This is a genomic window from Micromonospora sp. NPDC049275 (genome assembly GCF_043197115.1).
Classification (GTDB): domain Bacteria; phylum Actinomycetota; class Actinomycetes; order Mycobacteriales; family Micromonosporaceae; genus Micromonospora.
The window spans coordinates 132,299-150,724 of record NZ_JBICSN010000009.1; the positions used below are offsets into that span (position 1 = coordinate 132,299).

The following is an 18,426-nucleotide window of genomic DNA, read 5'->3' on the forward strand; positions in this document are numbered from 1 at the left end:
CTACATGAAGTTGCGGGTGTGCAGGGCGGACAGCGTGGCCGCCTCGTCCGGTCGGAAACCCAGCCGGACGAGGCGGCGCTGGCGGCCCTGGTCCATCGCCTGTTGCAGCGCGCGCACGTGCGCGAAGCCGGCGGCCACGTCGTCGGGGTTCCACCCGCCCGCCGCGAGCACCACAAGCGCGTCGAAGACGTCCGCGTTGAGGCCCGCGGTGTCGGCCAGGGCGTCGTGACGGCGGTGGATGGCGGCACGGAGTCGGTCGCGCAGCGCCGGGTCGGCTGTCGCCTGGTGCTCCAGGTGGGCCATGCCGAACAGCACGTGCCGGCGCTCGTCCTGCATCGCCAACCAGCAGATCCGGCGGGTCACCGGATCGGGTGCGTGCCGCACCAGGAACCCCAGCAGGTCGACGAAGCTGCCCTCGCCGAGCACGGAGAGCAGGAACGACGCCAGGGCGAAATCGGACTCGGCGACGAGAGTGAAGAGCGACTGCCGGCCACCCGCCGAGGACGTGCCCAGCTCCGCGCCGCGCAGCAACGCCCGCCGGCTGAAGACCTCCATGTGCCGGGCCTCGTCGGCCACCTGCACCGCGAGGAGCTGCACCACCTCGCGGAAGTGCGGGTGGATGCGGCCGATGAACCGGGCCGGTACGACGAGAGCCGCCTGCTCGTTCTCGACCAGGTAGGTCATCACCTGCACGACAGCGGCCTCGACGTCCGCCGGCAGCGCGAACGTGTCGTCCCACGGCACCGCTGTCTGCGGGTCCCACTGCCGTGCGGCGGCCTGCGCGTACAGGGTGGGGGCGATGTCGGCCCACACCAGATCGCGGTCGTCCAGGTCGAACCGGGCCTCGGGCCCGCCCGCCTCCAGCAGCGCGCCACGGGCGCCGAGCCCCCAGCGCGGCGGTGGGTGACTGTGCAGCGCCCCGGGCAGGGGCGGGCCGGCCCGCTCCGCGCCGAACCAGCGGTCGTCGTCGGCGATGCCCCGGACCACGACAGCCACCAGGCGACTCCGGTCCGCGGGATCGGGCCACTCGACCCGGTGACCCCGGCTCCGGCACCACGCCGGCAGGTGCGCTGCCAGCGCCCCGTCGGTGCCGGAGACCGCCACCCGGCCGCCGGGCGGCAACCCGGCCAGGGCGCGCTGTACCAGCAGGTGCGCGCCACCGCCGAAGCCGAGACCGCCGAGATCGATCTCGACGTCGGGGGTCACGGCCGGTAGTCCGCGGCGGTCACCCGCCCGTCGGAGGCGTAGAACCCGCTCGCGTCGACCGCCTCGGCGAGGGCCGCGTACCCCGTCGTGCGGCCGTCCTCCCAGGCCGTCAGGCCCTCCAGGTCGAGCAGCGGTCGCACCTGCGAGTCGGCGTACGACATGCCGCGCAGCAGGTCGCCGAAGAGCCGGACCCCGTCGGACGCCGGCTCGCGCACCGTCATGTTGCAGTGGTCGTACCGCCCGGTCTGCGTGACGATCCGGGTGCCCTCGGGCGGCAGTGTGCCCTCCTGGACGAACATCAGGTGGTTCGCATCGATCATGCAGGCGGCGTCGACCTCCCCGGCCGCCAGGGCGCGGGCGGCGTCACGTTCGCCGCCGACGTGGTCACCGTGCAGGCCGACACCGACGTCGAAACGGCGCACGTCGACCTGGACGCCGGCCGCGGTGAGGTGTCCGAGCGGGATCAGTGTCGCCTGTGGACTGTCCACCGCGCCGGTGGCCACCACCCTGCCGACGAGGTCCTCGACCCGGTGTACCGGCGAGTCGGCGCGCACCACCACCACGGAGGTGAGGTCCCGGTCGGTGTCGCGCATCGTGAGCGCGCGCACGGCGCCGCCGCCTGCGGTCGCCAACCGGACGGCCCGCAGCCACGCGAGCGGGGAGTTCCATGCGGCGTCGATGCGGCCGGCGACAAGGTCCTCGACCTGCCGCTCGTAGTGCGAGTAGAGGACGAAGTCGAAATCCAGGCCGTGATCACGCAGCCAGACCCGGAAGCCCTCCCAGATGGTGACGACCTTGGGGTCGTACGCGACAGCGCCCATCAGGACCGACGGCGCCGGCATCAGCGGTTGGCCTCGTCGAGCAGCGGCAGCCCGGTGGCGACGCGGCCCACGAAGTCGTGCAGGGCGTCGGTGGTCGGTGCCATCACCCGGGCGGCTCGGGAGTCGCGGAACCGGCGTTCCAGGCCCAGCTCCTTGCGGAAGGCGCTGCCGCCGCAGAGCCGCATCGCGCCGTCGGTGACGTCCGCGACCGTGTCGCCGGCCAGCGCCTTGACCTGCAGCACGCGCAGCGTCGCGTCGTCCCGGCCGGTCTCCAGGGCGGTGAGGGTGTCGTCGAGGAAGGCGCGCAACGCGTGGGTGCGGATCGTCAACTGGGCGAAGTCGCGTCGGGCGACGGGCGCGTCCCGAAGCGCCGCGCCGGTGTGGGTGAGCGTGGTGCCGGTGAGGTGTCGGCCCGCCTCGGCGACCGCGCTGTCGGCGAGGCCGAGGCAGAACGCCGCGTTGAGCACCAGGAACCAGGGGAGTACGGCGCCGAGCGCGACGTCCCGGCCGGCGCCGTCGGTGCCCAGTATCGCGTCGGCGGGGATCACCACGCCCTCGGCCGTCATCGGCCGGGAACCGTTGCCGCGCAGGCCCAGCCCGTCGAAGTCACCGGCGACGCGGAGCCCGGCGCTGTCGGCGGGAACGAGCCACAGCGTCATCGGCCCGGCTCCCGACGCCAGCGGAAGACTCGACCAGACGTAGCTGTCGGCCTCGCCCGCCGAGGTGACCCAACTCTTGCGGGCGTCGAGTCGCACGGCGTCGTCACCGGACACCGTCGCGGAGCCGGTGGGCGACCAGAAGTGACTGCGGGAGCCGAACTCGGAGAACGCCAGCGTGCTCAGGTGGCGGCCGGCGGCGATGGCCGCGCGGACCTCGTGCGTGCCGTGTGCCTCGATGGCGGCGGTCGCCGCGTAGTGCATGAGAACCACCATCGCCGTGGACCCGCACTCGGCGGCCAGCCGTTCGATGACCTCGGCGACGACGCGCATGCCCTGGCCGCCCCCGCCGACCTCGGTCGTACTGGCCAGGCCGAGCAGGCCCGCCGCGGCGAGGGCGTCGATGCCCTCGCGGGGGAACGCGCCGTCCCGGTCGACGGCCCCCGCCCGCGGGCGGATCACGGTCTCGATCACGGGAGTGAGTGTGGTCAGGACATCGGTGCGGGACTGAACACTGTCGACACGGGCCGTCATGTGGTGCCCCTTCAGCCGGACCGGCGGGACCACCATCGATACTAGCCGATTGAAATGCCATGATCGAGATCGTGCTGTCAGCGTCGCGAGGGCGTGTCCTCGCGACGTGTGCGGCCGTTCGTGTCGTCCCGGTCGATGCGCAGCTCCCGCTCCAACTCGCCGATGACCGCCCGCAGGTCGTCCAGTCGCTGGGTGAGCGCGATGCGGTCCACCTCGTCGGGTACGCCGTCGCCGTCGGCGTCGTAGCCGGGGGCCAACCGTTCGGTCATCTCCAGGCGACGGGCCTCCTCCATGGAGTTGACGATGACCGCGATGAGGATGTTGAGCAGCAGGTTGACGGTGATCACCACGTAGCTGACGTAGTAGAGCAGCGTCCACGGCGAGATGGTCAGGCCCTGCTCAATGAGGTCCGGCAGTGTCTCCAGCGAGAGCAGCACGAACAACGTCAGTAGCGACCGGCCGATGTCGCCGTACTCGTCCGGATACCTGTCGCCGAAGATCAGCCAGCCGGCCATCCCGTACACGTAGAGGGTCACCACGGCCAGGGCGAGGAACCCGGCGACTCCGGGCAGGCTGCGCCACAGCGCGGACACGATGGTCCGCAGGCCCGGCGAGAAGCGCACCAGCCGGACCATCCGGGCGACCCGCACCACGCGCAGCAGCGCCGAGTCGCCGTGCAGGCCCGGAACGAAGATGGCCGCGATCACCACGAAGTCGAAGACGTTCCAGCCGTGCCGGAAGAAGTCCGGCGGACGCCGGCCGTAGGCCGCCAGCCGGATGCCGATCTCGACGACGAAGACGGCGCGGAAGAGCAGTTCCAGCCCGTGCAGCGCCCGGGTCGCGGGGACCAGACCGTCGTACGTCTCCAGGCCGAGGACGATCCCGTTGGCGAGGATGACGACGACGATGCCGATCTCGAAGGGACGGGACCGGGCGAGGCGCGCGCAGGCGTCGGCCAGCGCGGGTCGGCCGCGTTCGCGGGTGGACGGTGCGCCTCGCTGCGCGGGCGGTCCGCTCATCCGGCGGCCATCCCGCCGACGCGCGCCGAGGCCGTCGCGGTGGCCCGTCTCCGGTCGTCGTGCTGGCGGCGCGGCGGCATGACCCCACCCTAACCAAGATCAAGGATGCGATCTCGCCGCGTACCCGCATCTGGTCGCCGCGTTCCGCCAGCCCGCGCCGCCGCCCCGGACGTACCTCTTCGAGCGGACGCTGCACGGGCTGCGAGCCACGCCGCCCGAGGTGGGCCGACCCGGGGGCGTACCCCGAGGTGGTCCCGAGTCGCGGCGTCGGCCGGGCGGGCGACGCGGACGTACCCTCGTCACCCGCCCGATCGGTCGCGGCCGGTCAGGCCCGCGCGGCCCGGAGCGCGTCGCGTAGCGGCGTGCTCGGTCGGCCGATCAACCGGCTGAGGTCGTCGCTGTCGGTGGCCAGCTCGCCGATGGCGATCGAGTGGTCGAGCGCGGCGACGAACCCGGCGGTGCCGGCGTCGAGCCCGACGTTCTCCAGCGTCGAGGCCAGTTCGGCCGCCGACAGGTCGCGGTGGACGACGGTCGTGCCGGTCACCTCGGTGACGGCGTCGGCCAGCTCGTCGAAGGTGAACGCGGTGCCGCCCAACTCGTAGACGGCGTTGCCGTCCTCGTCCCGGGTCAGTGCCGCCGCGGCGGCGGCCGCGTAGTCGATCCGTGCGGCGGCGGAGACCTTGCTGCCGCCGGTGGCGCCGAGGATGGTGCCGCTCTGCAGGTACTGCGGCAGTTGGTCGGTGTAGTTCTCGGTGTACCACCCGTTGCGCAGCACCGTGTGGGGCAGGCCCGACGCGGCCAGGACCTCCTCGGTGGCCCTGTGCTCCGGGGCGAGCGGGTTGGTGGTCGTGTCCGCCTTGAGGATGCTGGTGTAGACGAGCCGCTCGACCCCGGCGAGCTTGGCGGCATCGATGACGGCGGTGTGCTGGGCGGTCCGCTGCCCGGGGGTGTCGCCGGAGATGAGCAGCAGGCGGCGGACGCCGGCCACGGCGCCGGGCAGCGTCGACGGGTCGTCGTAGTCGGCCCGGCGGATCTCGACCCCGCGTGCCGCGAGGTCGGCGGCCTTCTCCGGGCTGCGGACGATGGCGGCGATCTCGGTGGCGGGCACGCCGGTGTCGAGCAGGTGCTCGATCACCAGGCGGCCGAGCCGGCCGGTGGCACCGGTGACGGCGTACGTGGGCATGGGGACCTCCGAGCGTCGGTGACAAATCGTAAGCACTTACGAATCTACAGCACAAGCGTTCAGGTAAGCATCGGGTAGGCTGGTGAGGTGAGCGACATGCCGGCCCAGGGCCTGGAGGGGCCTACCCAGGACCTCGTCAGCGATGTCTTCGCGCGCGGCTGCACCTCCCGGGCTGCCTTCGAGGACGTCACATCGAAGTGGGCCTCGCTCGTCCTGCTCGCGCTCGGTGAGGGCGGTTACCGGTTCAACGCCCTGCGACGGCGCGTCGACGGGGTCAGCGAGCGGATGCTCTCCCAGACCCTGCAGACCCTCGAACGCGACGGCATGCTCACCCGCGAGGTGCTCACGGCGATCCCACCGCGCGTGGAATACTCGCTGACTCCCCTCGGCGCGCGGGTCGCCGAGCAGTTGCGCGGCCTCGCCGACCTGCTGGAAGCCTCGGTGCCCGAGTTGCAGACCGCCCGCGCACGCGAGCGGAACTAGGCCGAGCCGGGTTTCGCGCTTCGCACCCCCGGTGCCCGACGCCGGCTGCGCTGGGTCAGCACGACGCACCCCAGCACCGCCGCGGCCGCCAGCATCGAGGCGGCGGTCACCCGCTCGCCGAGCAGCAGTGCCGACCACCCCAGGGTGAGCACCGGCTGCGCGAGTTGGACCTGGCCGACCCGCGCGATGCCGCCCCGGGCCAGGCCCGCGTACCAGGCGAAGAAGCCCAGGAACATCGAGACCACTGTGAGATAGCCGAACGCCGACCAGCCCGCGGCATCGGTGTGCGGCGGGTCGGCCACGGCGGCGGCGACAGTGACGGACGCGGTGGCGGGTAACGCGAGCAGCAAAGCCCAGCAGATCGTCCGGGCGCCGCCCAACTCGCGGGCGAGCGCACCGCCCTCGGCATAGCCCAGGCCGCAGAGTACGACCGCCACGAGCAGGAACGCATCGGGCGGGGTGATCACCCCACGTACCGCGCCACTCGCGCCGAGGAACGTGAGCACCGCCAGCAGCCCGCCGACGCTCGCCACCCAGAACAGCGGCGGTGGACGTTCGCCGGCGCGCAGCACCGCGAACACGGCCGTCATCGCGGGCAGCGCGGCGATGACCACTGTGCTGTGCGCGGAGGTCTGCGTGCGCAGCGCCAAGGAGGTGAACAACGGGAAGCCGACGACGACGCCGAGGGCGACGATCCCCAGCCGCCGCCACTGATTCGGAGTGGGCCGGGGTGCGCCGCTGAGGTACAGGTACGCCCAGGCGAGCAGGCCCGCGCCGACGGCCCGGCCGAACGCGACGAACCATGCGTCGAGGTGGTGCACGGCGACGCGGGTGGCGGGCAGGGACAGGCTGAAGCCGAGTACGCCAAGCGCGCCGAGGGCGAGGCCGCCCACCCGGTCGGTTGTTATCGTCCGGGTCGCAGTAGCGCTACTATCCTCACTCATGGAAAACGGTAACGCAGCCGAGCGCGTTATCCAAGATCTACGCCGACTGGCGTCCGCCTCCGGTCCGGGCGCCCGACTGCCCTCGGTCCGTGAGCTGACCGCCCGGCACCAGGCGTCGCCGGTCACCGTCGCCGAGGCGATCCGGCGGTTGGTGGCCCAGGGGTTGATCGAGGCGCGACCCGGCAGAGGCACCTTCGTGGCCGCACCGTCCGACGGGCGGCGGGTGTCCGACCTGTCCTGGCAGACCGTCGCGCTCGGCCCGCGCCCCTCCGGTGAGGACGAGATGCAGGCACTGCTGGCGCTACCACGCGCCGGCGCGCTGTCGCTGTCCGGTGGCTACCTGGACGCGGAGTTGCAGCCTGCTGCCGCGCTGGGCGCCGCCCTCACCCGGGCCGCCCGCCAGCCGGCGTCCTGGCAGCGCGGACCGGTCGAGGGTCGCGAGGACCTGCGCGCCTGGTTCGCCCGCGAGACCGGGTACGGACTGCGGGCCGACGACATGGTGATCTGTTCCGGCGGGCAGGCCGCGCTGTCGTCGGCGTTGCGGGCGCTCGCCGCCCCCGGCGACACACTGCTCGTCGAGTCACCGACCTACCTGGGCGCGCTGGCGGTGGCCCGCGCGGCCGGACTCCGGGTGGTGCCCGTGCCGGCGGACGCCGACGGGGTACGCCCCGATCAGCTCGCCGCCGCGTTCGCCCGCACCGGCGCGCGACTCTTCTACTGCCAACCGCTGCACGCCAACCCGAACGGCGCGACGCTGGCGGCGCACCGCCGTGCGCAGGTCGCCGACGCGGTACGCGACGCCGGGGCGTTCCTGATCGAGGACGACTACGCCCGCGATCTGACCATCGACGGCCCGGCCCCACCGCCGCTGGCCGCCGACGACCCCGACGGGCATGTCATCTACCTGCGCTCGTTGACCAAGTCGATCGCGCCCGGGCTGCGCGTCGCCGCCATCGGCGCACGCGGGCCGGCCGGCGCTCGGCTGCGCGCCGCACGGCTGCTCGACGACTTCTTCGTCGCCGGCCCACTGCAACAGGCGGCCCTGGAGTTCCTCACCTCCCCGGCGTGGCCGCGGCACCGTCGGGCCCTGGCCACGGCGCTGCGGACGCGGCGCGAGGCGTTGGTGAGCGCGCTGCGGCGGCACCTTCCCAGCCTCTGCCCGCAGGCGATTCCGCGTGGGGGTCTGCACCTCTGGGTCCGCCTGCCGGACGGGACCGACGACGTGGCGTTGGGCGTAGCGGCTGCCGCCGAGGGCGTCGTCATCTTCCCGGGTCGTCCCTGGTACGCCGCCGAGCCGCCGGCCCCTCATCTGCGTCTCACCTACGCGGCCGCCGCGCCCGACCTCATGGACGAGGCCGTGCGCCGCCTGGCCCGCGCGCTGCGCTGAGCCAGGTGGCGTCCCGGGCGGTGACGGTCCCGCCTCAGGCGTTGAGGGTCTCGCGCGGCGGCACCCCGTAGCTGGCGTGGTACCGGGCGGTGAACCTGCTGTGGCTGGCGAACCCCCATCGGCTGGCGATCGCCGAGACGGTCTCCCGTCGAGGGTCGGCGCGCACCAGATCGTGGTGGGCCCGGTCGAGTCGGATCCGACGCAGGTACGACATCGGGGTGGTGCCGAGATGGCGGCGGAAGGCGAGTTGCACCGCGCGTAGGGAGACCGCGGCGGCGCTGGCGATGTCGGCGGCGCTGATGTCCCGGTCGGCGTTCTCCTCCATGAACGCGACGGCGCGGCGCAGGGTGGCGGTGCTGGCGTCGCGGCGGTCCTCGGCGGTCTCGTCGGTGAACGCCGTGTTGGGAAAGATCGCGAGCGCCGCCGCGGCGAGCATCCGTGCGGCATTGCCGATCACCAACGGCTGGGCGCTGGCGCTCGGGATGCTCGCCACCACGTCGGTGACGTAACTGGTGGTCCGGTGCCACTGCCGGGCGAGCGGCGCGTCGACTCCGCCGAGGTCGGTGAACCGGATCTGGCCGGGCCTTCGGGTCGTGGCAGCGGTCGCCACCTGCGTCAGCACCCCGAGGTCCAGGACGCAGAGTTCCACCTCGCCCGGTTCCCACCGCAGGTGGAACGGCTGCCCGGGACGGGTGACCAGGAAGGTCTCGCCGGGCCCGAAGCGATGGGGTGACCCCTCGCAGGCGCGGCTGATGAGGGCGGTGCGGGTGCGGCAGACGACCAGCCCGTCCATCTCGCCCACCTGGATGTCGAGATGAGCGGTCTGCCGGGTCGTGGCGAGGGCGAATGGTCCGGTGTCGACGCGCTGGTGGACAAGGTGGTAGCCGTTCTCGCCGGCGCCGATCCGCAGGTCCGGCGCGTACGTGCTGGCCAGAAAGCGGTGGATGGCCGCCGGATCGCGACTGTCGAATCCTCGGACCTGCACTGGTGACGTCATCCGCTGTCTCCGTCCGGGTGGGAACCGCCGGGTGGGGACCAGGACCGGCGGTGTGGTCGGGAGGTGTCCGGGTGCATGCGCCGCTGATCGCGGCACGTTGCTGACCGGCGGTACGGCGGTGGTGGCGGCCTCCTTGGGGTCGCCCGGGAGCGGGGCGGCCGGAGGAGGATCCCAGTGGATCTCGGGTGTCGGCGGGGGACGGGTGGCGACCGGTCGAGCGTTGTCACAGTGGACGGAACTCTAAGCATTCCCAACAACTCAGATATCCATTGATGGGAATTCCACCATACGGCAGTCGACGGCGGCCTGCCGACGATCCGGCAAATTGCAAGTCGATTTCGTTTTTTGGCTATCGCGTGTGGCGATCCTGCGCCCGCTGTCCTAGTCGTCTCGGCGGCCGGGACGAAATCTTGTTCATGATCCCCCGGGCGTCGCCGGCGTCCGGACCGCTGCCGGAGATCCGGCCAGCAGGCGGAGGTGAGGCGTTGGACAGTACCGATCCGGAGCGCGTCGTTCGGCTGGCGGTGGCCGAAGCGCTGGCGCGGGTGGCGGACGAGGACAGCCTGGGACTGGGCGAGGGTGATGCGCTGGTGAACCTCGGCGCCGCGCTGCGGACGGTGCTGCGCCGCGCGCTCGACGACCGGGTGCCGTTGTCCACGCCCGAGTTCGTCGACCTGTGCCGGAACCTGCGGCTCAACCGTGACTCGTTCGACGTGTTGGGGCACTACCTGCTCACGGCGTTGCTGGCCCACCACGTGGGGCCGGACGCCCTGGTCCGCGTCGGAGCGCTCCTCGGCACTGTCCGGCGCTATCTGCCCGCCCCCCGGCCACCCGCGCACCGCAACGGCGGCCCCGAGCCTCGGCGACGCGACGTGCGCGCGGACAACAGTGTCGTGGGCCGGTACCGGCGCACGAAGCTGCCCGAGCACCTGCCCAGCGCGCCGAGCTGGACCTGCACCGGATGTGGCCGCGAATGGCCCTGCGCGACCAAGCAGAGCCAACTGCTCGCCGAGTTCGGCGGGGCGCGTGCCGCTCTCGCGGTCTATCTCGGCTCCTGCCTCGTCGCCGCCGCCCAGGATCTGCCGACGCTGCCCCTGCCCCGAGCACGACTCCGTTTTCTCGGCTGGCTGCCGCGCGCCCGGATCTGACGACGACGCGCCGCCGAGGACACTAGGCAGGGAGGACATCGATGCGATGGAATGTCCTCACGCGTCGTACCCGGGAGGACACCGATGTCGACCGCCCGACCCCGCGCACGGATCGCCACCGTCCTGGCCAGCCTGCTGGTCGCGGTGCTCGCCGCCGTCGAACCCGCCGCCGCGACGGCGGCCGCACCGACGGCGCGACACCGCCCGACCCCGCCGCACGTCGTCGGAACCGGGACTGTTCCCGCCTACTCCTACGCCGAGGCGATCCGGGAGAGCGTCTGGGTCGAAACCCCTGTCGACAGCGATGGTGACGGCGCGCGTGACCGGGTGGCGGTGGACGTCGTCCGGCCCCGGGAGGCGGCCGCGGCCGGGGTCCGCGTGCCGGTCGTCATGGAAGCCTCGCCCTATTACCTCTGCTGCGGCCGGGGCAACGAGGGCGAACTCAAGACGTACGACGCGGCCGGTGTCATCGCCAGGGTGCCGCTCTTCTACGACAACTACTTCGTCCCGCGCGGATACGCCTTCGTCGCCGTCGACCTCGCCGGCACGGCCCGCTCGACAGGCTGCGAGGACGTCGGCGGGCCGGTGGAGGTGGGCAGCGCCAGGGCTGTGGTGGACTGGCTCAACGGCCGGGCCCGCGCCTTCACGGCCGACGGTCGACAGGTGGATGCCGGCTGGAGCACCGGCCGGGTCGGCATGATCGGCAAGTCGTGGGACGGCTCGGTCGCCAACGGGGTCGCCGCCACCGGGGTGCCGGGCCTGGCCACCATCGTTCCCATCTCGGCGATCTCCAGCTGGTACGACTACATGCGTTACCGGGGGCTGTTGACCGCCCCCGACTATCCCGGCTACCTGCACGAGGTCGTCAACGGCCGCCCGGAGGACGTCTGCGCGCAGGTGCTCGCCCGGCTGCGCGCGGACAGCGCGGAGGAGACCGGGAACTACAACGGGTTCTGGGCGCAGCGGGACTACCGGCCCTCGGCCGACCGGGTCCGGGCGAGCGTCTTCGTGGCGCACGGCCTCAACGACCTCAACGTCACGACCAACCAGTTCGCCGACTGGTGGCAGGAGTTGGCCGAGCGTGGCGTGCCCCGCAAGCTGTGGCTCTCCCAGTCGGGTCACCAGGATCCGTTCGACGTGCGACGCGCCGAGTGGGTGGCCGCCCTGCACCGCTGGTTCGACTACTGGTTACAGGGGCTGCCCAACGGGGTGCTGGACGAGCCGCGGGTCGACCTGCAGACCGCGCCGCACACGTGGACGACGCAGCGGGACTGGCCGGCCCCCGGCACCCGCGACGTCCGCGTGCCCCTCGGCGTCGGCGACGGCGGGACCGGCACGCTGGGCGGGCGCGGCGCGCGACCGGGCGAGGAGCAGGCGTACGTCGACGAGTCGTTGACCGAGGAGGAGGTGACCGCCGAGCCGACCACCGCGACCGCCGGCCGGCTGGTCTTCCTCTCCGGCGCGCTGCGCACTCCACTGCGGATCTCCGGCAGCCCGTCCGTGCGGCTACGGGTGCGGGTGGACCGGCCGACCACCACGCTGAGCGTCCGGCTCGTCGACTACGGGACCGCCGAGCGGATCAGCTTCGGGGGAGTGCGGACGCTGGACAGCGAGTCCTGCTGGGGAGCGTCCACAGACGTCGACGACGCCTGTTACCACGACACCGAGGAGATCACCGAGGTCTCCGACCACGCGGTGCTGACCCGCGGCTGGCTGGACGCCGCGCACCACCGCACGCTGCGGTTCACCACGCCGCTGCGGCCGGACCGGTGGTACGTGGTGACAGTGCCGCTGAGCGCGTACGACGCGGTGGTGCCGGCCGGGCACGTCCTCGGCCTCGTGCTCGGCCAGAGCGACCCGGAGTTCACCGATTCCGACGACCAGGACGCGACGGTCCGGGTCGACCTCGGTCGCAGCCACCTGAGCCTTCCGGTCACGGGCCGGGCCGGACTGCCCGCCGTCGACGTCGCGCCGCCGGTGCACACCGCGCCGCGCCAGCCGCCGGCGGCGCAGTCGGGCCACGATCCGCGACAGTTGCCCTGACCCCGGCCGTTGCCCTGACCCACGCCCCGCTGTCGTGGCGTGACCCGCGACCGCCGCAGGCCGCGCCCTTCAACGGGCTCGACCAGGGTGTTCATCGGAAGCCCGCCCGTCGTACGGCGGGCGTTCACCGAGCTCTTCAAGGCTTCTTGATCGAAAGAGCATTCGCTTGATCGAGGAGAGGCTCTCACGTGAGAGACAAGCAAGCCGAAGAGGTCGAGCGCGCGCAGCTGTCGCGGCGCAAGCTGGTCAAGTACGCAGGCGTCGGCGCGACGCTGGCCGCCGCCAGCCCGCTCGTGGGCGCGGGCGCGGCGTGGGCCGACGACGAGCGCCGACCGGGCGACGACACGAGCGACAGGGGCAACACCAAGAACCGGGCCTGGCGCGCCGGTGACCACCACGTGCACTCCGAGTACAGCGGCGAGTTCGACACCACGAAGAGCCCTATCGTCTTCCACAAGGGCGCCGACGCGGTCTACCCGATCGTCACCAACGCGATCATGGCCAAGAACTTCGGTCTGACCTGGGCGATGTGCACCGACCACGGTGGCCCGACGCACTCGAAGGTGAACATCGAGCAGGCGTACCCCGACCTGCTGCGCTCGCGCAAGCTGGTCCCCGAGGTGCTCCAGTTCTGGGGCATGGAGTTCGACGCGCCCTCGCTGGACCACCACACGCTGATGATCCCGCGCCACGAGGACGAGGCGAAGCAGCTCTTCGAGCTGGAGAGCCGGTTCGCCAAGTACGACGCCTTCCCCACCGACCCGGCCCGCGACACCGAGGCCAAGATGGTGGAGTTCCTCAAGGTCGCCCGGGGCATGCCGCACAAGCCGCTGGTCATCGCCCACCACGCGTCCCGCTCGGCCACCGGCCTCGGCGTCTACGGCCAGGACACGCCGCGGGAGTTCCGCAACGGCAACAACGCAGCGCCGGATGTCTACATCGGCTTCGAGGGCGCGCCCGGCCACCAGGCCGGTCCGCTCAACGGCGGCAAGCGCGGCGGGTACGGCAACCACCCCACCTACGGCGGCTTCGACCAGATGACCGCGCGGGTCGGTGGGCTCTGGGACTCGCTGCTCGGTGAGGGCCGGCGCTGGTGGATCACCGCGACGTCGGACTCGCACGTGCACTGGTCGCGCGGCGGCTCGGACTTCTGGCCGGGCGAGTACAGCAAGACCTACGTGCACGCCCGCCAGGACTACGGCGACATCATGGACGGCCTGCGCAACGGCCGGATCTGGGTGACCACCGGTGACCTGATCCGCAGTCTCGACGTGACCGCCAAATCCCAGGGCAAGACCGCCGAGGTGGGCGAGACCATCACGGTCAGCCGCCGCAGCCGCACCGACGTCGAGATCGAGATCAGGTTCCGTCCGCTGGACGGTGTGAACGGCAACGGGGACCGTCCCGAGGTCCGCCGGGTCGACCTGATCGTCGGCCAGATCACCGGGCCGAGCGCCAACCTGGACGCCGACACCAACCCCACCACCAAGGTGGTGGCCCGGTTCGGTCCGCGGGACTGGCGTCGTCAGGGTGCGGACTACGTCATCCGCCACACCCTGCGCAACGTCGAGGCCGACACCTACGCGCGGGTGCGCGGCACCAGCACCGACGAGGCCGAGCCGCTCGCCGACGGGCTGGAGAGCCCGTGGGACGACCTGTGGTTCTACTCGAACCCGGTGTTCGTGCACGTGCGCTGACCTGTCGCCGCAGCGACACGGCGGGCCCGCCGGCACCCCTCGATCCACCAGGGTCGGGGAGGAGCCGGCGGGCCCGCGCCGTTGCGACCGGCCTCTCGCTGGTCGAGCGTCCGGTCAGTCGTCGCTGCGGCGGCGCGATCGGGTGGCGCGTGGCCGAGCGCGGTCGGCCGCTGTGTGCGGCGGACCCGGCGCCGGCGCAGCGGGCTCGGGCCGTACCTCGGCCACCGCCTGGCAGAGATCGCGCAGGGGGTCGATTGCCTGTGTCGAGCAGGCGACCCGTTGCAGCAGGGCCCGCAGGGTCGCCGACTCGGCAGGCGTGAGCGCCCCCAGCAGGTGTGCCTCGACCTGTCGCAGCGCCCCGCGCCGCTGCTCCCAGGCCGCCCGCCCGGCGTCGGTGACGTCCACCAGCCGGCTGCGCCGGTCGGTCGGGTCCGCCCGCCGGGCGACGAACCCGGGGCGTTCAAGGTCGTCGATCAGGTACGTGAGCACCGTCCGGTCGATGCCCAACTCCTCGGCGATCGCGCCCTGGTTGCGGGCCGGCCCGGTGGCCGCGGCGGTGAGCACCTGGTAGCCACGCGGGCCGCCGGGAAAGTCGGCAAGGGCGTGCTCGGCCGCCCGGACGTAGCCCCGGAAGACGATTCCCAGCATCCAGCCCAGATCGTCGTCGAGCGGGTCGGGCCGGTCCGGCCGGTCGGTGACAGCCGTCATGCCCCGACAATAGCGCAGGGACACCGACCTTGTTGGCAACAGATGTTCTGTCCGACATAAGGTTGAGGTCACGACGCATCGTCCGACGCGTCACGACGGGAGGCTCGCCATGAGCGACTACGGCCACGACCTGGTCTTCGGATCGTTCACCACGCCCGGCAACGACGATCCGGACCGCACGGTCGGGCTCGCGGTCCTGGCCGAGCAGGTCGGGCTGGACCTGGTCACCTTCCAGGACCATCCGTACCAGCCGCGGTTTCTGGACACCTGGACGCTGCTGAGCTTCGTCGCCGCGCGTACGGACCGGGTGCACCTGTCGGCGAACGTCACCAACCTGCCGCTGCGCCCGCCCGCCGTGCTCGCCCGCAGCGTCGCCAGCCTCGACCTGCTCAGCGGCGGTCGGGTCGCGCTGGGCCTCGGCGCGGGAGCGTTCTGGGACGCCATCGAGGCGATGGGCGGTCGGCGGCTGACCCCCGGGCAGGGCGTGCGGGCGCTGGAGGAGGCCGTCGACGTCATCCGGCAGATGTGGGACGCGCAGGCGCGCGGTGGCGTGCGGGTCGACGGCGAGTTCCACCGGGTGGTCGGCGCCAAGCGCGGTCCCGCACCCGCCCACGCGGTGCCGATCTGGCTCGGGGCGTACAAGCCGCGCATGCTCGCGCTCACCGGTCGCCGGGCGGATGGCTGGCTGCCGTCACTGGACTACCTCCAGCCCGGGGACCTGGCCAGCGGCAACAAGATCATCGACGATGCCGCGCGGGAGGCCGGCCGCTCGCCAGGCGACGTCCGCCGGCTGCTCAACATCTCCGGCACCTTCTCGTCGACCAGTGGCGGCCTGTTGCACGGGCCCGCCGGGCAGTGGGTGCGGGAGCTTGTCGAGTTGGCGCTTGTCGACGGCGTCAGCACGTTCATCCTCGCCAGCGACAACCCCGACGACCTGCGCCGGTTCGCCGGCGAGGTGGCCCCCGCCGTGCGCGAGCTGGTCGCAGCCGAACGCGACAGTGGCACCCCGTCGGCGCGTACTCCCGCCGAGCCCGTGGTGGCCGCGCAGCCGGCGGCGCTCGTCGCGCCCGCCCCACGGCCGGCCCGCGCGAGGGTGACCGGCGGGGCCTTCGCCGTGGTGCCGACGCCTGACGACGGCCGGCGGCTCAGCGACCGGCGGGTGTGGGACGAGTCCGCCCGCCCGAGCGGGCCCACACCCGACCCGACGCGCACCTACACGGCGCACGAGCAGGCAGCCGGCCAGCACCTCGTGCAGGTGCACGACGGTCTGCGTGGCGAGCTGGCCGAGATCCACGACCTCATCGAGCAGGTCGCGGCGGGCGAGATCGACGCCGGCGCGGCGCGATCGCACATCAACACGATGACCATGCGGCAGAACCGGTGGACGCTTGGCGCCTACTGCGAGTCCTACTGCCGCATCGTCACCACCCACCACACCATCGAGGACCAGGCGCTCTTCCCGCGGCTGCGGCAGGCCGACCCGCGGCTGCGGCCGGTCGTCGACCGGCTGGAGCAGGAGCACCACGTCATCCACGAGGTGCTGGAGGGCGTCGACAAGGCGCTTGTCGCGTACGTCGGGACGCCGGACGGCCTGGCCGAGCTGCGCGATGCGGTGAACCTGTTGACCGACGCCCTGCTGTCGCACCTCAGCTACGAGGAGCGCGAGCTGGTCGAGCCGCTGGCCCGCCTGGGGGTGAGCTAGCGAGGGCTTGCCTCGGATAATCTGAGAGACTACTTTCGAAACATGTCTCTCACTAATCCGTACGGGGATTTCGAGATCACCGAGCCGCAGGCGCTGCGGGCGCTGGCGCATCCCGTCCGGTTGGCCATCCTCGACCGGCTCCAGCGGCACGGCCCGGCCACGGCCACCGGACTGTCGCCGCACGTCGGCGCCACGCCGTCGGTGGTCAGCTGGCACCTGCGCCACCTCGCGACGTTCGGTCTGGTCACCGACGCCGACGGTGCCACCAGCAAGCGGGAGCGCTGGTGGCAGGCGGCCGCCCGGGGGTTCCGGTTCACGCTGCCCGACGACGCCGAGGGGCAGGCCGCGGGACGGCAGCTACGCGGCGAGATGTTCGCCCGGATCGCGGAGACGCCACAGCAGTGGCTGCTGCACGACGAACCCCGTCTGGACGCCGAGTGGCGCGTGCTCGCCGGGGTGGCCGACACCCGCTTCGTCGCGACGCCCGACGAGCTGCGGCACCTCGAAGAGGCGATCGAGGAGCTGATCGGCCCGTACGTGCGGCGCAAGGACGACGACACGAAGCCGGCCGGCGCGCAGATCGTCCGGATGCTGCGCTACCTGCTGCCCGAGCCGGCCGACGACAGGTCCGCGTCATGACGGCCGTCGATGCCGCGCCCGCACCGGCGCTGGGACGCGACAGGCGGTTCCGCACCTTCTGGATCGGCCAGACGATCTCGGCGTTCGGTGACCGGGTCAGTGAGCTGGCCCTGCCGCTGATCGCCGTCTCCCTGCTCGCCGCGACGCCCGTGCAGGTAAGCGTCCTCACCGCGCTGATCTGGCTGCCCAACCTGCTGGGCCTGTTCCTCGGCGCCTGGGTGGACCAGCGCACCCACAAGCGTCGACTCCTGATCCTCGCCGACCTCGCCCGCGCGGCCGTGCTGCTCAGCCTGCCCGTGGCCTACCTGGTCGGCGCGGTCACCCTCACCCAGCTCTACCTGGTGGCGCTGCTCACCGGCGCCGGGGCCGTCCTGTTCGCCCTGGGACAACAGGCGTTCTTCGTCGCACTGGTGCCGCGATCGGCGTACGTGGACGCGAACAGCAAACTCAGCGTGAGCCGGTCCCTCTCGTTCATCGCCGGCCCGGCCGTCGGCGGTGGCCTCGTCCAGGCGCTCAGCGCGCCGGTGGCGATCCTCGTCGACGCGGTGTCCTTCCTCGCCTCCGCGCTGCTGCTGCGCCGCATCCCGGTCACCGAGTCACCTCCGCCGCCCCGGAAGACGTCCACTCTCGGCCTGGTCCGGGAGGGCCTGGTGCTGGTGCTGCGCCACCCCGTGCTGCGCGCCGCGCTCGGCTGCACCACCACCGTCAACTTCTTCACCTTCATCGCCGCCGCGCTGCTGGTGCTCTACGCCAACCGTGAACTCCACCTCTCGCCCGGCGCCATCGGCGTCGCGTTCGGCGTCGGCGCGCTCGGCGGACTGGCCGGCGCGGCCCTGGCGCCCCGCCTGTCGCGGGTCATCGGACTGGGCCGGACCGCGATGATCGGCGTGGTGGTCTTTCCCGCGCCGCTGGCGCTGACGGCGCTGATCGCCGGCCCGACCTGGGCGAAAATGGCCATGCTGGCGGCCATCGAGCTGGTGTCCAGCCTCGGTGTGATGCTGATGGACGTCAACCTCAACGCCCTGCTCATGGCCGTGACGCCCGATGACGCGCGCGGTCGCCGGGCCGGCGCGTACAGCGCCGTCAACTACGGCATCCGGCCACTCGGCGCGCTTGTCGGCGGCGCGCTGGGCACCACCCTCGGGCTGCGCTCGGCCCTGGTCGTCGCCGGGGTGGGCGGCATGCTGGCCGTGCTGTGGCTGCTCGCGTCCCCGGTGCGCCACATCAGGACGCTCGACGCGGCGGCGCCCTGAGCCCCC

The 18,426-nt window shown here is 72.6% G+C and carries 16 protein-coding genes; 8 read left to right on the forward strand and 8 right to left on the reverse strand.

Going from position 1 to position 18,426, the window contains the following annotated elements:
- The 5 genes from ACGFIE_RS24590 to ACGFIE_RS24610 form a co-directional block, all read right to left on the reverse strand.
- Positions 1 to 1,206: a ferritin-like domain-containing protein gene (locus ACGFIE_RS24590; protein WP_393298424.1), complete on the reverse strand. Its 1,206-nt coding sequence runs from the start codon at positions 1,204 to 1,206 to the stop codon at positions 1 to 3.
- Positions 1,203 to 2,048: a phosphate/phosphite/phosphonate ABC transporter substrate-binding protein gene (locus ACGFIE_RS24595; RefSeq protein ID WP_393298427.1), complete on the reverse strand. Its 846-nt coding sequence runs from the start codon at positions 2,046 to 2,048 to the stop codon at positions 1,203 to 1,205. Before ACGFIE_RS24595 ends, ACGFIE_RS24590 begins: the two co-directional genes overlap by 4 nt.
- A complete protein-coding gene (locus tag ACGFIE_RS24600; protein WP_393298429.1) occupies positions 2,048 to 3,157 on the reverse strand; it encodes an acyl-CoA dehydrogenase family protein in 1,110 nt (369 codons plus the stop codon). Before ACGFIE_RS24600 ends, ACGFIE_RS24595 begins: the two co-directional genes overlap by 1 nt.
- Before the next feature lie 137 nt (positions 3,158 to 3,294).
- Positions 3,295 to 4,236, reverse strand: a complete 942-nt coding sequence (locus ACGFIE_RS24605) for an ion transporter (RefSeq protein WP_393298432.1) — start codon at positions 4,234 to 4,236, stop codon at positions 3,295 to 3,297.
- 325 nt (positions 4,237 to 4,561) lie between these two features.
- On the reverse strand, positions 4,562 to 5,419 hold the full coding sequence (locus ACGFIE_RS24610) for an SDR family oxidoreductase (RefSeq protein WP_393298435.1): 858 nt from the start codon (positions 5,417 to 5,419) through the stop codon (positions 4,562 to 4,564).
- Positions 5,420 to 5,515: 96 nt separating this feature from the next.
- Between ACGFIE_RS24610 and ACGFIE_RS24615 the strand changes: the two genes are divergently transcribed.
- On the forward strand, positions 5,516 to 5,902 hold the full coding sequence (locus tag ACGFIE_RS24615) for a winged helix-turn-helix transcriptional regulator (RefSeq protein ID WP_393298692.1): 387 nt from the start codon (positions 5,516 to 5,518) through the stop codon (positions 5,900 to 5,902).
- Here ACGFIE_RS24615 and ACGFIE_RS24620 read toward each other — a convergent pair.
- On the reverse strand, positions 5,899 to 6,795 hold the full coding sequence (locus ACGFIE_RS24620; RefSeq protein WP_393298438.1) for a DMT family transporter: 897 nt from the start codon (positions 6,793 to 6,795) through the stop codon (positions 5,899 to 5,901). The two genes, ACGFIE_RS24615 and ACGFIE_RS24620, sit on opposite strands and share 4 nt — an antisense overlap.
- 49 nt (positions 6,796 to 6,844) lie before the next feature.
- Between ACGFIE_RS24620 and ACGFIE_RS24625 the strand changes: the two genes are divergently transcribed.
- Positions 6,845 to 8,233: a PLP-dependent aminotransferase family protein gene (locus ACGFIE_RS24625; RefSeq protein WP_393298441.1), complete on the forward strand. Its 1,389-nt coding sequence runs from the start codon at positions 6,845 to 6,847 to the stop codon at positions 8,231 to 8,233.
- Positions 8,234 to 8,267: 34 nt separating this feature from the next.
- On the opposite strand, the gene ACGFIE_RS24630 is transcribed toward ACGFIE_RS24625, so the two are convergent.
- Positions 8,268 to 9,230, reverse strand: a complete 963-nt coding sequence (locus tag ACGFIE_RS24630) for an AraC family transcriptional regulator (protein ID WP_393298444.1) — start codon at positions 9,228 to 9,230, stop codon at positions 8,268 to 8,270.
- A 485-nt stretch (positions 9,231 to 9,715) separates the two neighbouring features.
- Here ACGFIE_RS24630 and ACGFIE_RS24635 point away from each other — a divergent pair, with 485 nt between their 5' ends.
- The 3 genes from ACGFIE_RS24635 to ACGFIE_RS24645 all read left to right on the forward strand — a co-directional run bounded on the left by ACGFIE_RS24635 (position 9,716) and on the right by ACGFIE_RS24645 (position 14,118).
- Positions 9,716 to 10,378 carry a hypothetical protein gene (locus ACGFIE_RS24635; RefSeq protein WP_393298447.1) on the forward strand — a complete coding sequence of 221 codons (663 nt, stop codon included), beginning with the start codon at positions 9,716 to 9,718 and terminating at the stop codon, positions 10,376 to 10,378.
- Positions 10,379 to 10,462: 84 nt separating this feature from the next.
- Positions 10,463 to 12,421: a Xaa-Pro dipeptidyl-peptidase gene (locus tag ACGFIE_RS24640; RefSeq protein ID WP_393298450.1), complete on the forward strand. Its 1,959-nt coding sequence runs from the start codon at positions 10,463 to 10,465 to the stop codon at positions 12,419 to 12,421.
- A 188-nt stretch (positions 12,422 to 12,609) separates the two neighbouring features.
- Positions 12,610 to 14,118: a phosphoesterase gene (locus ACGFIE_RS24645; protein WP_393298453.1), complete on the forward strand. Its 1,509-nt coding sequence runs from the start codon at positions 12,610 to 12,612 to the stop codon at positions 14,116 to 14,118.
- Between the two features lie 114 nt (positions 14,119 to 14,232).
- On the opposite strand, the gene ACGFIE_RS24650 is transcribed toward ACGFIE_RS24645, so the two are convergent.
- Complete coding sequence (locus ACGFIE_RS24650; RefSeq protein ID WP_393298456.1) at positions 14,233 to 14,826, reverse strand: MarR family winged helix-turn-helix transcriptional regulator; 594 nt, start codon at positions 14,824 to 14,826, stop codon at positions 14,233 to 14,235.
- 109 nt (positions 14,827 to 14,935) lie between these two features.
- On the opposite strand from ACGFIE_RS24650, the gene ACGFIE_RS24655 reads away from it, so the two are divergent.
- From ACGFIE_RS24655 to ACGFIE_RS24665, 3 genes are read left to right on the forward strand one after another with little or no spacing between them, the layout of a single operon-like run.
- The gene (locus ACGFIE_RS24655) at positions 14,936 to 16,528 is read left to right on the forward strand and encodes an LLM class flavin-dependent oxidoreductase (protein WP_393298459.1); all 1,593 of its coding nucleotides are present in this window, start codon (positions 14,936 to 14,938) and stop codon (positions 16,526 to 16,528) included.
- 42 nt (positions 16,529 to 16,570) lie between these two features.
- Positions 16,571 to 17,167 (forward strand): ArsR/SmtB family transcription factor, encoded by a 597-nt coding sequence (locus tag ACGFIE_RS24660; RefSeq protein ID WP_393298461.1) that lies wholly within the window; start codon positions 16,571 to 16,573, stop codon positions 17,165 to 17,167.
- Entirely contained in the window at positions 17,164 to 18,420 is a 1,257-nt protein-coding gene (locus ACGFIE_RS24665; RefSeq protein WP_393298464.1) for an MFS transporter, read from the forward strand. Before ACGFIE_RS24660 ends, ACGFIE_RS24665 begins: the two co-directional genes overlap by 4 nt.
- Positions 18,421 to 18,426: the final 6 nt, after the last annotated feature.